Genomic DNA, 13362 nt, shown 5'->3' on the forward strand with positions numbered 1-13362 from the left:
CTCGGAGTTCGTCGTACCGGCGCCGTTAACCTGGACGGCGATGACCGCCACCGTCACCGACACCCCGCCCGCGCCGCCACCCGGTCCGGCGTCCCCGGACAACCGGCGCCGCCGGTTCGTCGCCATGTCGATCTGGGCGGTGGCCTTCGTCGCCGCCTGGCTGCTGATCGGCCTGCCCACCGACCCGCTGTACGCCTTCGCCTGGCTCTGGGCCGCCACCATCGCCTGGCGCAGTGACCGTCCCTGGCGGACACATCTGGGCTTCGCCCGGGACTGGCTGCCGGTGGTGGTGCTGCTCGCCCTCTACAACCTCTCCCGGGGGTTCGCGGACAACGGGGCGACGCCGCACGCCTACGAGCTGATCGTCGCCGACCGGTGGATGTTCGGCTGGGCGATGGACGGCCAGGTCCCCACCGTCTGGCTGCAACAGCACCTCTACGACCCGGACGGCATCCACTGGTGGGACGTCGGCGTGAGCTGGGTCTACTTCTCGCACTTCGTGGTCACCCTGACCGCCGCGGTGGTGCTCTGGCTGCGCTCCCGGACCCAGTGGGGCGCGTTCATGCGCCGCTGGGGCTTCCTCTGCGCCAGCGGCCTGGTCACCTACTTCATCTACCCGGCCGCGCCGCCCTGGTGGGCCGCACAGTACGGGATGCTCACCGACGTCGCCCGGATCTCCACCCGGGGCTGGCGGGAGTTCGGCATGCACGGCGCCGGCAACCTGCTCAACGCCGGTCAGATCGCCTCCAACCCGGTCGCCGCGATGCCGTCGCTGCACACCGCCTGGGCGCTCTTCGTGGTGGTCTTCTTCCTCGGGGCGACCCGCCGACGCTGGTGGCCGCTGCTGCTCTGCTATCCGCTGGCGATGACCTTCACCCTGGTCTACGCGGGCGAGCACTACGTGATCGACGTACTGGTCGGCTGGGCGTACGTCGGGCTGACCTTCCTGGTCGTCGGGCTCGCCGAGCGCTGGTGGGCGGCGCGCAGGGCCCGCCGCCAGCCGGCCGAGCCGGCCCCGTCCGAGCCCGCTCCGGCCGAGGCCGCCGAAGCCGCCGAGGCGCCGGAGCCGACGGTCAGCGCGGGTCGCTGAGCCGGGCGGCCCGGGCCCGGGCGGTCAGTTCGGCGGCCAGCGCCCACGCCTCGTGCAGGTCCCGGTCCCGGGCGGCGGCGCCGGGCCCACCGGCGGTGTCCGCGTACACGGTGGCCAGCCGCAGCCGCCGCTGGAGCGGCCCCTGCACCACCCGTACGCTCTGGATCCGGGCGTACGGCACGACGAGGAGTTCCCGGGTCAGCAGTCCGGAGCGGACCGCGAAGACCCGGGCGGAGAGCCCGGCGCCGAGCGCGGTACGGGCCAGCGGGTGCACCCAGCGGGCCCGGGCCGGTGGCGGGGTGAGGGTGCCGGTGATCGCCACCCCGGGCAGGATCTCGGCCATGATCATCTGTGCCGTGGCCAGGTCGCCGACCGGCAGCAACCGGTCCGGATGGCTCCGGTCGTCCAGTTCACCGCTGGCGAACCCGGCGACCGACAGCCGCATCCGCAACCACCCCTTCATCCGCCAGAGCAGCGGCCAGGTGACCCCGATCGCCTGGAGCCGGTCCAGCGGTACGGTCTGGGCCCGGGTCTCCAGCAGGCCGTGCCGGACCCGCAGCGCGGCGTCGTCACGGGCCAGCCGGAAACTCCAGTCGTCCAGCACCCGCCGGATCGGCTGGAGCACCACCCCGGCCATCGCGGTCAGGGTGCTGGCGACCGCGATGAACGACCAGGAACCCTCGGTGAAGAACTGGACCAGCACGAAGGCGACGCCGAACGGCAGCAGGAACGCCTGCGGGGTGAGAAGCTGGCTGACCAGCAGGTCGCGGTTGGAGACCGCGTGCAGGTGCCGGCCGACCGGAGGCTCGACGGTGCCGACCAGTCCGGGCAGACCGGGTACGCCGGGCTGACCCGGCACCGGTGCACCCGGCTGCCCGGCCGGTGTCGCGCCGGGCGCGGCCCCTGGCACCTGCACCGGGCCGGACGGCGCCCGGCCGGCCAGCACCAGCAGGCGCTCCCGCAGCGCCACCGCGTCGGCCACCGTGACGTACGCCAGCGGCGCCTCCGTCTTGCCGCCGCCGACCACCTCCAACCGCAGCTCGGCGAGCCCGCTGAGCTGGGCCAGCAGCGGCCGGACCACCTCCACGGACTGCAACCGCTCCAGGGGGATCGCCCGGGTACGCCGCCACAGCAGACCCTCGTGGATCCGCAGTTCCCGCCCGACCACGTGGTAGCCGGTGTTGTACCAACTGACCACCGAGAGCACCAGCGCGCCGACCAGCAACACCGCGACGAGCAGGGCGAAGAAGCCGAGGCCGACCCGGGACAGCGTCGACCAGGAGAGCGCGGCGACGATCACCACCAGTGATTTCGCCCCGTGCAGCAGCGGACTCAACGGGTGCAGCCGCTGCCGGGGCTCGGCGCCCTCCTCGGGAGTCACAGACCCTCCGCCCGGTCCTCGCCGAGGGCGGTGAGCCGGTCGCGCAGCCGGGACGCCTCCGCCGGGCGCAGCCCGGGCACCCGGGCGTCGCTCGCGGCGGCGGCGGTGTGCAGTTGCACGGTGGCCAGGTCGAAGGCGCGCTCCAGCGGCCCGGCGGTGACGTCGACGAACTGCATCCGGGCGTACGGCACGATCGACAGTCGCCGGACCAGCAGGCCGTGCCGGACCAGCAGGTCGTGGTCGCGTTCGGCGTACCCCCAGGCGCGTACGGCCCGGACGATCACCGTCAGCCGCCACACGGTCACTACCACCACCGCGCCGAGGGCGAGGCCGAAGAGCCAGTGGCCGGTGAGCGCGAGGCCGATCCCGGCACCGGCGGCGAGGGCCAGCATGCCGATCCCGAGCCGGAGCGCCTCCACCTTTATCAGGTCCGTGGAGACCGGCTGCCAGCGTACGGTCTCCGGCCACGGCTCCAGCGGGTCCGTCGGCCCGGTCGCGGACCGTCCGGCCGCCGGCTCGCCGGTCGACTCCGGGTCGTGCCCGCCTCGGTCGTCATCGCCGGGCCCGCTTCGCTCGCCGCCTCGCTCGCTCACGTGTCGAGCGTAGGCGATCCTCCGGCGGGTGCTACCTCGCGAAGGAACCCGCGCGCGCCGAGGAAGTCGCCGAGCGACTGCCGGTGCTCCACACAGGCGAGCCAGGTCTTGCGCCGCTCCGGGGTGTGCAGCCGGGGATTGTTCCAGCGCAACGCCCAGGCGGCCGGTGCCCGGCAGCCTCGCGCCGAGCAGATCCGGGGCTGACTGTCGGCCGGCGGGGAGGTGTCGGCGGCTGGGGACCCTTCGCTCACGGCGGCGATTCTACGGCGCGGCACGGCGGGGCCCGGGGGGAAGAGATCGCCGGGCGGCCACGGGGGGAGCCGCCCGGCGATTCGCGCCATCGTACACAGAGAAAACCCCTCTATGTCTACCCACCATCGACCGTTTTCCGGATTGCGCGTCTTGGCGAGGCGCAAATGCGCGGGATGGAACCGCAAATCCGGTTCTCCCTTCGCGGTCTGCTCGGCGGACGTGCGACGCTTGGGGACGTCGGCCCGCGCCGACCCGTTGATCCCGTGACCCTGCTGTGGAGGACCGGTGGCCCAGCCGACGACGCCCGACACCCCGACCCCGCCCGACGTCGGCGGTGCCGTCCCGACCGTGGGAAGCACCCCGGCCGAGGACGCCACCCTGCTGGAGCGAGCCCTCTTCGAGGTCAAGCGGGTCATCGTCGGGCAGGACCGGATGGTGGAGCGGATGTTCGTCGCCCTGCTGGCCCGGGGACACTGCCTGCTCGAAGGGGTGCCGGGGGTGGCCAAGACGCTCGCGGTGGAGACCCTGGCCCGGGTGGTCGGCGGCACCTTCGCCCGGGTGCAGTTCACCCCGGACCTGGTCCCCGCCGACATCGTCGGTACCCGGATCTACCGGCAGTCGAGCGAGAAGTTCGACGTCGAACTCGGGCCGGTCTTCGTGAACTTCCTCCTCGCCGACGAGGTCAACCGGGCACCGGCCAAGGTGCAGTCGGCGCTGCTGGAGGTGATGTCCGAGCAGCAGGTGTCGATCGGCGGGCAGACCCACCGGGTGCCGAACCCGTTCCTGGTGATGGCCACCCAGAACCCGATCGAGCAGGAGGGGGTCTATCCGCTGCCCGAGGCGCAGCGGGACCGCTTCCTCATGAAGATCATCGTCGGCTATCCCACCGACGCCGAGGAGCGGGAGATCGTCTACCGGATGGGGGTCAGCGCCCCCGAGCCGTCCTCGGTCTTCACCCCGCTCGAACTCGTCGGGCTGCAACAGAAGGCCGACAAGGTCTTCGTGCACAACGCCCTGGTCGACTACGCCGTACGCCTGGTGCTGGCGACCCGGGCCCCGGCCGAGCACGGGATGCCGGACGTGGCCCAGCTCATCCAGTACGGTGCCAGCCCGCGCGCCTCGCTCGGCATCGTCCGGGCCACCCGGGCGCTCGCGCTGATGCGTGGCCGGGACTACGCGCTGCCGCAGGACGTCCAGGACATCGCCCCGGACATCCTCCGGCACCGGCTGGTGCTCAGCTACGACGCGCTGGCCGACAACATCCCCGCCGACCACGTCGTCGACCGGGTGATGTCCACCATCCCGCTGCCCTCGGTCGCACCCCGGCAGAACGCCACCCCCACCCCGCCGGCCGGTCCCGGGCTCGGCATCGGACCCGCGTCCGGGGTGCCGGCGGTCGGCTCGGCGTGGCCCGGGCGCCCGCCGGCATGACGTCGGCGACCGACGGCGGTCCGGCCCGGGCCGAGGCCGTACTCTCCCGGTTGCAGTTGCTGGTCACCCGCAAACTCGACGGACTGCTCCAGGGCGACTACCTCGGACTGCTGCCGGGGCCCGGCACCGAGGCGGGGGAGTCCCGGGAGTACCGCCCCGGCGACGACGTACGCCGGATGGACTGGCCGGTGACGGCCCGGACGACGGTGCCGCACGTCCGGCGTACGGTCGCCGACCGGGAACTGGAGACCTGGCTTGCGGTGGACCTCTCGGCCAGCCTCGACTTCGGCACCGGCCGCTGGCTCAAGCGCGAACTCGTGATCGCGGCGGCGGCGGCGATCACCCACCTGACCGTGCGCGGCGGCAACCGGATCGGCGCGGTGATCGGCACCGGCCCGCCCCCCGGCGGCGGGACAGGGTCGCTCGCCACCCCGCCGGGGGTGCTGCGGCTGCCGGCCCGGCCCGGGCGCAAGGAGGCACAGGGGCTGCTCCGGGCCGTCGCCGGCACGCCGACCCGACCCGGGCGCACCGACCTCGGCCTGCTGGTGGACGCGCTCAACCGCCCGCCCCGGCGCCGGGGGATGGCGGTGGTGATCTCCGACTTCCTGGCCCCGCCGCAGCAGTGGGGACGCCCGGTACGCAAGCTCGGGGTCCGGCACGAGGTGCTCGCCGTCGAGGTCGTCGACCCGAGGGAACTGGAACTGCCGGACGTCGGGGTGCTGCCCGTCGTCGACCCGGAGACCGGTGAGCTGCACGAGGTGCAGACCGCCGACCCACGGCTGCGGCGCCGTTACGCCGCCGCGGCGGCAGCCCAGCGCGCCGCCATCGCCCACGAGCTGCGGGCCGCCGGAGCGGCGCACCTGCGGCTGCGTACCGACTCCGACTGGCTGCTGGACATGGTGCGCTTCGTCGCAGCGCAGCGGCACGCCCGTACCCGGGGGACGACACGATGATCCGTTTTCTGCAACCGTGGTGGCTGCTCGCCGTGCTACCCGTGCTGCTGCTCGCCGGGGCGTACGTCTGGCGACAACTGCACCGCCGCACGTACGCGATGCGGTTCACCAACGTGGAGCTGCTGCGCACCCTCGTGCCGAAGGGGATCGGCTGGCGCCGGCACGCCGCGGCCGGGGTGATGCTGCTCAGCCTGCTGATCCTGGCCACCGGGATGGCCCGGCCCGCGATCGACACCAAGGAGCCGCTGGAGCGGGCCACCATCATGCTGGCGATCGACGTGTCGCTGTCGATGGAGGCCGACGACGTGACGCCGAACCGGCTGGAGGCGGCCCAGGAGGCGGCGAAGCAGTTCGTCGCGGAGCTGCCGCCGAGCTACAACCTCGGGCTGGTCGCCTTCGCCAAGTCCGCAAACGTACTGGTGCCGCCGGGCAAGGACCGCCCGGCGGTGACCCAGGCCATCGACGGTCTGGTGCTGGCCGAGGCGACCGCGACCGGCGAGGCGGTCTTCACCTGCCTGGAGGCGATCCGGTCGGTGCCGGCGGACGGTGCCCAGGGCATCCCGCCGGCCCGGATCGTGCTGCTCTCCGACGGCTACCGCACCTCGGGCCGCTCGGTCGAGGAGGCCGGTGCGGCGGCGCAGGCGGCGAACGTGCCGGTCTCGACCATCGCGTTCGGCACCGACTCGGGCCAGGTCGACATCGGCGGCCAGGTGCAGCGGGTACCGGTCGACCGGCTGGCCCTGGCCGAGCTGGCCGAGACGACGCAGGGCTTCTTCTACGAGGCGGCCTCGGTCACCGAGCTGAAGCAGGTCTACCAGGACATGGGCAGCTCGATCGGGTTCCGCACCGAGGCCCGGGAGATCACCCAGTGGTACGCGGGGATCGCGCTGCTCTTCGCGCTCGGCGCGGCGGGACTGAGCCTGCTCTGGACGTCCCGCCTGGTGTGACGGCGGTCGTCACGCGGGTGGCGGTCGTCACGCGGCTGGCGGTCGTCATGGAGCCGACGGTCGGCCCGGGGTCGACCGTCGGCCCGGGGGTGGTGGTTGTCGCGGGAGTGGCGGTCGTCACGGGGTCGCGCGGACCAGGATGAAGACCAGCACGACCCAGGCGGCGGCGAGGGTGAAGCCCAGCGGGGCGACGTAACGCTGCATGATTCTGCTCTCCGGGTGGCGACTGGAGACGTCCGGCGGGCGGCGCGGGGCCACGCGGGAGCGTCTCGGGGATCAGTGGGCGCGCACACGAAGTCGTGACCGGACAGCTCCACACACCTCGGCTCGGCGACAGCCATCGGAAGACGCACGGCCGGACGGCACGCCGGCAGGTGCCGGAGCGGTCCGGGGATGCGGTGTGGAGCGGAACTGGGTCAGTCGGCGGGAGACGTCACGGCTCAGGCGGACTGACCAAGGACCCGGCCACGACTGGGAGGATCGCTATTTCGCACAGCGATCACCTCCAAATGTCGACCGGACCTTGAACGTGAGTCATCGTACACCCGCGGGGCCCGGTGGCCGCAGTCGGCATCCGGGTCCCGCGGGTGTCGGCTCTCCGACCGCGCCGGCGGAAAAGCGGCTCCGCCGGTCACTCTGCGTATCGATCCGGGCCGCCCCGGGGCCGTCCGGACTCCGCTTCACCGCCCTCGCGGGTGCCCCGCCGCCGATAGCCGCCGGCCCGGCCGACCAGCACGGCGAGGACCAGGAGCAGCAGCGGCAGCCAGGCCAGCCGGGCGGCGACCCAGCCGGGTCCGTCCGGCGCGGTGTGCAGTCCGGGTACGGCACCGGCGCCGGCCAGCCGGGCCCCGAGCGCGGCGAGTGCGGTCACCCCGAGCAGCGTGCTCTGGTGCCACAGGTAGACGCTGATCGCCACGGCGTTGAGCCGGTCCACCGGGGCCCACCGGGCCGGCCGGGCCAGCGCCCGGCCCAGCGCCGGCCGGAGCAGCAGCGCCGCGCCGACCTGCGCCAGCGCCAGGCAGACCGCGAAGAGCGACGGCGGGTCCAGGTTGGACATCCCCTCCCCGGGCACCCCGACCGCGCTGAGCGGATAGCCCGCCCAGCCCAGCCCGGCCATCCCGGCCGCACCGGCCAGCAGCAGCCCGACGGCGGTGCGCCGGCCGCCGAGCCGGCCGTCGGCGAGGGCCATCCCGAGCAGGTACGGCAGCAGCCAGCCGGCCAGCACCGCGACCGGTACCCGCCACGCCCCGTCCCCGGGCAGCGGCACCGGCCACCCCGACGGGTCCCCGCCCCGACCCGCCAGGTCGCTGAGCGTGACCAACGCCACGGCCGGTACGGCGAGCCGGAGCGGCCCGTACCGGTCCAGCGCCCGGGCCAGCGGGGCGGTGGACGCGATCAGCACCACCAGCGGCAGCAGGAACCACAGTGGACTGACCACCAGCGTGGCGGCGGTGCGCAGGGTTCCCGCCGGGGTGCCGAGCAGGGCGGCGGCGGCGAGTACCGCCAGCCAGCCGCCGAGCAGCAGCAGTACCGGCCGACCCAGTCGACCGAGCCGCCGACGCAGCCACGGCACCGGGCCCAGCCCCCGGGCGGCCGCCGAGCGGAGCGACCGGGCCGAGGCGTACCCGCTGACGAAGAAGAAGAGCCCGAGCGTCTGGAACAGCCAGCTCACCGGCACCAGCGCCGGCATCGCGGCCAGCGGGCTGGCGGTGCGCAGCGCGCCGTCCGGGCCGAGTACCAGGGCGGTGACCAGCCAGTGCCCGAAGACGACCCCGCCGATCGCGTACGCCCGCAGTCCGTCGACGCCCCGGTCCCGGCCGCCGCCCTCCGACGGCACCCGGTGCGGGGTCGTCCCCTCGGTCCGGCGCCGTTCGAGCAGACTCATCGGACGGTCCCCGCCGCCGCGCGGGCCGGCTGCCGGTCGACCCCGGCCTCCGGTACGTCGCCGCCGGCCGCACCGAGCGTGACCAGGGCGGTCGCCCGCAGCGTCGCGCTGCCCGGCACCAGGTAGCCGTCGTGGCCGCGCACCCCGTCCACCGGCAGCGGCCGGGCGCCGAACTCCGGCGCGGCCGGCCGGACGCCGTGCCCGAAGCCGAACACCCGCACCGGGGGCAGCCGGCGGATCCAGTCGTCCGGGGCCTCGGCCGCCCAGACCCGGGCGGCGGTGTCCAGTTCGGCCACCCGGTCCACGCCGGTGCCGATCCCGGCCAGCGTCACCAGGTCGGTCACCTGCGGCGGCACCCGGGACGCGGCCAGCCCGACCACCAGCGCGCCGTAGCTGTGCCCGATCAGCGTCACCGCCGCGCCCGGGCGGTGCCGGGCCAGCGTCCGGGTCAGCTCGACCAGGGCATCCGCCCCGGCCTGCGCGTGCTCGGCGCGGGCCGCCGCCCGGCCCAGCCCGTTCGGCGGGTCGTAGCCGAGCCAGGCCAGCACCGCCACCCGGGCACCGGGCCGGACGGCACGGGCCTGGTCGTAGAGGGCGCGGGCCTGGACGGCGGGCGCGCGTCGGCGTACCCCGCCCAGGCCACGGTCGAAGTCCCGCAGTCTGCTGTCCACCCCCGGTACCAGCACGGCGATCCGGTCGGCGGTGCCGAGGTCGCCGAAGACCTCCACGGCCAGCCCGTCCCCGCGCGGGTCGAACGCCAGGAAGGACCGCCCGGCGGCCGCCCAGCCGGCGTACGGCGCACCGGCCGCCCGCATCGCCGCCGCCACCGCCGGGTACGCCTCGACGAACCCGGCCCGGGCCACCGCCACCTCGCTCGCCCCGGCCGGCGGCGGCACCATCAGCCCCAGCGCGAGCAGACCGGCCACCACCGGTCGTACCGCCGGTCGCCACACCATCCCGAACTCCCTCCGGTCGCCTTCGGAGCCGAGAATGCGTGCTCGGAGGGGGTCGGCGCGTCACGCCACGGGACGGCTTCCGGCGGCCTACCCGGGGACTACGGCAGGGCTACCGGGGCACTAGTCGCCGGCCGCGACCAGCCCGGACTCGTACGCGACGACCACCGCCTGGGCCCGGTCGCGCAGGTCGAGCTTGCTCAGGATCCGCCCGACGTGGGTCTTCACGGTCTGTTCCGCGACGATCAGCTCGGCGGCGATTTCCCCGTTGGAGCGCCCCCGGGCGATCAGCCGGAGCACCTCGGTCTCCCGGGGGGTGAGCCCGGCCAGGCTGGTCGGGCGGGGCCGGTCCCGGCCGGGCCGGGCGGCGAACTCGGCGATCAGCCGACGGGTCACCGCCGGGGCGAGCAGCGCGTCGCCGGCCGCGACCACCCGGACCGCGTGCACCAGGTCGGCCGCCGGGGCGTCCTTGAGCAGGAAGCCGCTGGCGCCGGCCCGCAGCGCCTCGTAGACGTAGTCGTCGAGGTCGAAGGTGGTCAGGATGAGGACCCGGGGCCGGTCCGCCGCCGGCCGGTCGCCGAGCAGCTGCCGGGTCGCGGCCAGGCCGTCCAGCACCGGCATCCGGACGTCCATCAGCACCACGTCCGGGTCGAGTCGCCGGGCCGCGGTGACCGCGTCGGCACCGTTCGCCGCGTCGCCGACCACCAGCAGGTCGGGCTGGGCCGCCAGCAGCGCCCCGAAGCCCTGCCGGACCATCGCCTGGTCGTCGGCGATCAGCACCCGGATCATCGGGGCGTACCTCCGTCGGGCTCGGCGGTCGGCTCCGGGGCGTAGGGCAGGTGCGCGGTGACCGCGTACCCGTGGTCGTCGGTCGGGCCGGCCCGCAGCCGGCCGCCGAGCAGCCGGACCCGCTCCCGCATCCCGGTCAGCCCGTGCCCGGCGGGGCCGGCGGCGTTCCCCGGCCGGCCGGCGCCGGGACCGGCCGGGTCGTTCCAGACCCCGATGACCAGCGCGGTGTCGTCCGCGTCCACCGACACCCGCACGGCCGTCCCGGGCGCGTGCCGGGCCGCGTTCGCCAGGGCCTCCTGGATGATCCGGTACCCGGCCAGCCCGACCGCCTCCGGCACCGCCCGGCGCTGCTCCGGCTCCGGACCGGTGGCGACCGTCACCGACATCCCGGCCCGGCGGGCCGCCTCGACCAGCTCCGGTACGTCGGCCAGCCCCGGCTGCGGCGCGGTCTGCGGTGCCGCCGACTCGCTGCGGAGTACCCCGAGCAGCCGGCGCATGTCGGTGAGCGCCTCCCGGGCCGACCCGGCGATCGCGGTGAACTCGTCCCGGGCCGGCTCGGGCAGCTCGCCCAGCCGGTACGGCGCGGTCTCCGCCTGCACGGCGATCATCGACATGTGGTGCGCGACGACGTCGTGCATCTCCCGGGCGATCCGGGTCCGTTCCTCCAGCACCGCCCGGCGGGCCTGCTCCAGCTCGCTGCGTTCGGCCTGTTCGGCCAGGGCCCGCTGGCTCTGCCGGCGCCGCCGCACCTGGTCGCCGACGATCAGGATCGCCAGGAAGAGGAGCGCCACCCCGTGCGCGTTGGCCCGGGTCGGCACGAACACGTACGCTGGCAGCACGCTGAGCAGCCCCGCCCAGGCGGCGATCCCCAGGCTGGTCCGGGCGGCCAGCACCAGCAGGACGAAGAGGAAGGCGATGATCTGCACCGGGCTCCACGGCCACGACTCGCCCGGCAGTGCGTCGATCACCCCGAGGTAGAGCAGCGGGTAGCCGAACCGCCAGGCGAACAGCGGGCGGAACGGTGCGAGTACCGCCGGCAGGGTTCCGCCGACGCCGAGCGCGACCGCCAGCCATCCGGGCAGGCCCCGGGTGTCGGTCAGGTACTGGATGCCGGCGATGGTGATGCCGACCAGGGCGAAGATCAGCACCGGCGCCAGGAACTGCCGGGCGCCCTCCCACACTCGTCGCCACCTGCCGGGCGGGCCGGTCGGCGGTGACAGCGGAAAGTCCGCCCCGACCAGCAGCCGGCGCAGGTCGTCGCGGCCGGTGCGTAGCGCCTCGGCGGTGCCGTTCTCCATCACCGGCAGGGTACGGGTGCCAGCTCCGCCCCGTCGTCACCCCGTGGCACGACGCCGCCGGTAGTACCCGGGTATCACCCCACCCGGGTTACGGATTACCTGCCGGTAGCGCCTAGTCTCCAACCCGCACGTCCGTACCGTCCGTGAGGAGGACACCCGTGGCCCGAACCGTGCTGGTGACCGGAGGCAACCGGGGGATCGGCCTGGCCATCGCGCAGGCCTTCGCCAAGCAGGGCGACCGGGTGGCGGTCACCCACCGCGGCAGCAACCCGCCGGCCGACCTCTTCGGCGTCCGGTGCGACGTCACCGACAGCGCCCAGGTCGACGAGGCGTTCTCGGCCGTCGAGGCGGAGTTGGGCCCGGTCGAGGTGCTGGTGTGCAACGCCGGGGTCACCGACGACACGCTGCTGCTGCGGATGTCCGAGGAGCAGTTCACCCGGGTCGTCGACGCCAACCTGACCGGCGCGTTCCGGTGCGCCAAGCGCGCCTCGGCGAAGATGCTCCGGGCCCGGTGGGGCCGCATGATCTTCGTCTCCTCGGTGGTCGGCCTCTCCGGCGGCGCCGGCCAGGTGAACTACGCGGCGAGCAAGGCCGGCCTGGTCGGGGTGGCCCGGTCGATCACCCGGGAGCTGGGCGGCCGGAACATCACCGCGAACGTCGTCGCGCCCGGCTTCATCGACACCGACATGACGGCGGTGCTCTCCGAGGAGCGCAAGGCGGAGATCCGCAAGTCGATCCCGGCCGGCCGGATGGCCGGCGCGGACGAGGTGGCCGGGGTGGTGGCCTGGCTCGCCTCCGACGCCGCCGGCTACGTCTCCGGGGCGGTCATCCCGGTCGACGGCGGCCTCGGCATGGGGCACTGACCGGCCCGGACCCGGGGCAATCACTGGCACAATCGCCCAGGCGCCGTGATCGGCCGGGACGGACCCGGACCGCCACGGGACGCGGGGGACCACGACGGTTTGGAGGATCTTCACGTGTCTGGACTGCTGGCCGGCAAGCGGCTGCTCGTCACCGGTGTCATCACCGACCAGTCGATCGCGTTCTCGGTGGCGAAGCTCGCCCAGGAGAACGGCGCGCAGGTGGTACTCACCGGCTTCGGCCGGATGTCCCTGGTCGAGCGGATCGCCAGGCGGCTGCCCGAGCCCGCGCCGGTGATCGAGCTGGACGTCACCGACGCCGAGCAGCTGGCCAGCCTGGCGGAGCGGGTCCGCGAGCACGTCGACGGGCTCGACGGCGTGGTGCACTCGATCGGCTTCGCGCCGCAGAGCTGCCTCGGCGGCGGTTTCCTGGACGCGCCGTGGGAGGACGTGGCGACCGCGGTGCACGTCTCGACGTACTCCTACAAGGCGCTCGCGGTGGCCGCGCTGCCGCTGATGAGCCCGGGCGGCGCCGTGGTCGGGCTCACCTTCGACGCCACCAAGGCCTGGCCGGTGTACGACTGGATGGGCGTGGCCAAGGCCGGCCTGGAGTCCGCCTCCCGCTATCTGGCGCTGCACCTGGGCCCGAAGGGGATCCGCAGCAACCTGGTCTCGGCCGGTCCGCTGCGCACGATGGCGGCGAAGTCGATCCCGGGTTTCGAGCAGTTCGAACAGGCCTGGTCCGACCGGGCGCCGCTGGGCTGGTCGCTGACCGACCAGGAGCCGGCCGCGCGGGCCTGCCTGGCCCTGCTCTCCGACTGGTTCCCGGCCACCACGGGTGAGATCGTGCACGTCGACGGCGGCTACCACGCGCTCGGCGCCGCGATGTGAGCAAGGTCCCGTCGGCCTGACCCGGCGGGCGGGCGGGGC

Annotated in this window: 14 protein-coding genes; 6 read left to right on the forward strand and 8 right to left on the reverse strand. The window is 74.6% G+C overall.

Annotated elements, in window-relative coordinates:
• The first annotated feature begins 40 nt into the window (after positions 1–40).
• Positions 41–1090, forward strand: a complete 1050-nt coding sequence (locus tag C6361_RS24950; RefSeq protein ID WP_107269177.1) for a phosphatase PAP2 family protein — start codon at positions 41–43, stop codon at positions 1088–1090.
• Here C6361_RS24950 and C6361_RS24955 read toward each other — a convergent pair.
• The 3 genes from C6361_RS24955 to C6361_RS24965 form a co-directional block, all read right to left on the reverse strand.
• Positions 1074–2471: a PH domain-containing protein gene (locus C6361_RS24955; protein WP_107269178.1), complete on the reverse strand. Its 1398-nt coding sequence runs from the start codon at positions 2469–2471 to the stop codon at positions 1074–1076. The genes C6361_RS24950 and C6361_RS24955 overlap by 17 nt on opposite strands.
• Positions 2468–2947 carry a PH domain-containing protein gene (locus tag C6361_RS24960; protein WP_107271161.1) on the reverse strand — a complete coding sequence of 160 codons (480 nt, stop codon included), beginning with the start codon at positions 2945–2947 and terminating at the stop codon, positions 2468–2470. Before C6361_RS24960 ends, C6361_RS24955 begins: the two co-directional genes overlap by 4 nt.
• A 113-nt stretch (positions 2948–3060) precedes the next feature.
• The gene (locus tag C6361_RS24965) at positions 3061–3315 is read right to left on the reverse strand and encodes a hypothetical protein (RefSeq protein ID WP_234358983.1); all 255 of its coding nucleotides are present in this window, start codon (positions 3313–3315) and stop codon (positions 3061–3063) included.
• Positions 3316–3601: 286 nt separating this feature from the next.
• Between C6361_RS24965 and C6361_RS24970 the strand changes: the two genes are divergently transcribed.
• The 3 genes from C6361_RS24970 to C6361_RS24980 are packed head-to-tail and all read left to right on the forward strand — an operon-like array spanning position 3602 to position 6647.
• The gene (locus C6361_RS24970; protein WP_107269179.1) at positions 3602–4747 is read left to right on the forward strand and encodes a MoxR family ATPase; all 1146 of its coding nucleotides are present in this window, start codon (positions 3602–3604) and stop codon (positions 4745–4747) included.
• Positions 4744–5700, forward strand: a complete 957-nt coding sequence (locus C6361_RS24975) for a DUF58 domain-containing protein (RefSeq protein WP_107271162.1) — start codon at positions 4744–4746, stop codon at positions 5698–5700. Before C6361_RS24970 ends, C6361_RS24975 begins: the two co-directional genes overlap by 4 nt.
• Entirely contained in the window at positions 5697–6647 is a 951-nt protein-coding gene (locus tag C6361_RS24980) for a VWA domain-containing protein (RefSeq protein ID WP_107263005.1), read from the forward strand. The genes C6361_RS24975 and C6361_RS24980 overlap by 4 nt, the downstream gene beginning before the upstream one ends.
• Positions 6648–6764: 117 nt before the next feature.
• Here C6361_RS24980 and C6361_RS37155 read toward each other — a convergent pair whose 3' ends face one another.
• The 5 genes from C6361_RS37155 to C6361_RS25000 all read right to left on the reverse strand — a co-directional run bounded on the left by C6361_RS37155 (position 6765) and on the right by C6361_RS25000 (position 11572).
• On the reverse strand, positions 6765–6905 hold the full coding sequence (locus C6361_RS37155; protein WP_159079466.1) for a hypothetical protein: 141 nt from the start codon (positions 6903–6905) through the stop codon (positions 6765–6767).
• A 373-nt stretch (positions 6906–7278) separates the two neighbouring features.
• Positions 7279–8532, reverse strand: coding sequence for an acyltransferase (locus C6361_RS24985; RefSeq protein WP_107269180.1), 1254 nt, complete (start codon positions 8530–8532; stop codon positions 7279–7281).
• Positions 8529–9488, reverse strand: a complete 960-nt coding sequence (locus C6361_RS24990; RefSeq protein WP_107269181.1) for an alpha/beta hydrolase — start codon at positions 9486–9488, stop codon at positions 8529–8531. Before C6361_RS24990 ends, C6361_RS24985 begins: the two co-directional genes overlap by 4 nt.
• A gap of 120 nt (positions 9489–9608) precedes the next feature.
• Positions 9609–10274, reverse strand: a complete 666-nt coding sequence (locus C6361_RS24995; RefSeq protein ID WP_107263002.1) for a response regulator transcription factor — start codon at positions 10272–10274, stop codon at positions 9609–9611.
• Positions 10271–11572 carry a sensor histidine kinase gene (locus tag C6361_RS25000; protein WP_107269182.1) on the reverse strand — a complete coding sequence of 434 codons (1302 nt, stop codon included), beginning with the start codon at positions 11570–11572 and terminating at the stop codon, positions 10271–10273. The genes C6361_RS24995 and C6361_RS25000 overlap by 4 nt, the downstream gene beginning before the upstream one ends.
• Positions 11573–11730: 158 nt before the next feature.
• Between C6361_RS25000 and fabG the strand changes: the two genes are divergently transcribed.
• Positions 11731–12435, forward strand: coding sequence for a 3-oxoacyl-ACP reductase FabG (gene fabG, locus C6361_RS25005; RefSeq protein ID WP_107263000.1), 705 nt, complete (start codon positions 11731–11733; stop codon positions 12433–12435).
• 114 nt (positions 12436–12549) lie between these two features.
• A complete protein-coding gene (gene fabI / locus C6361_RS25010; RefSeq protein WP_107262999.1) occupies positions 12550–13323 on the forward strand; it encodes an enoyl-ACP reductase FabI in 774 nt (257 codons plus the stop codon).
• The last annotated feature ends 39 nt before the right edge of the window (positions 13324–13362 follow it).

Origin of the sequence: Plantactinospora sp. BC1 (assembly GCF_003030345.1) — a bacterium.
Classification (GTDB): Bacteria; Actinomycetota; Actinomycetes; order Mycobacteriales; family Micromonosporaceae; genus Plantactinospora.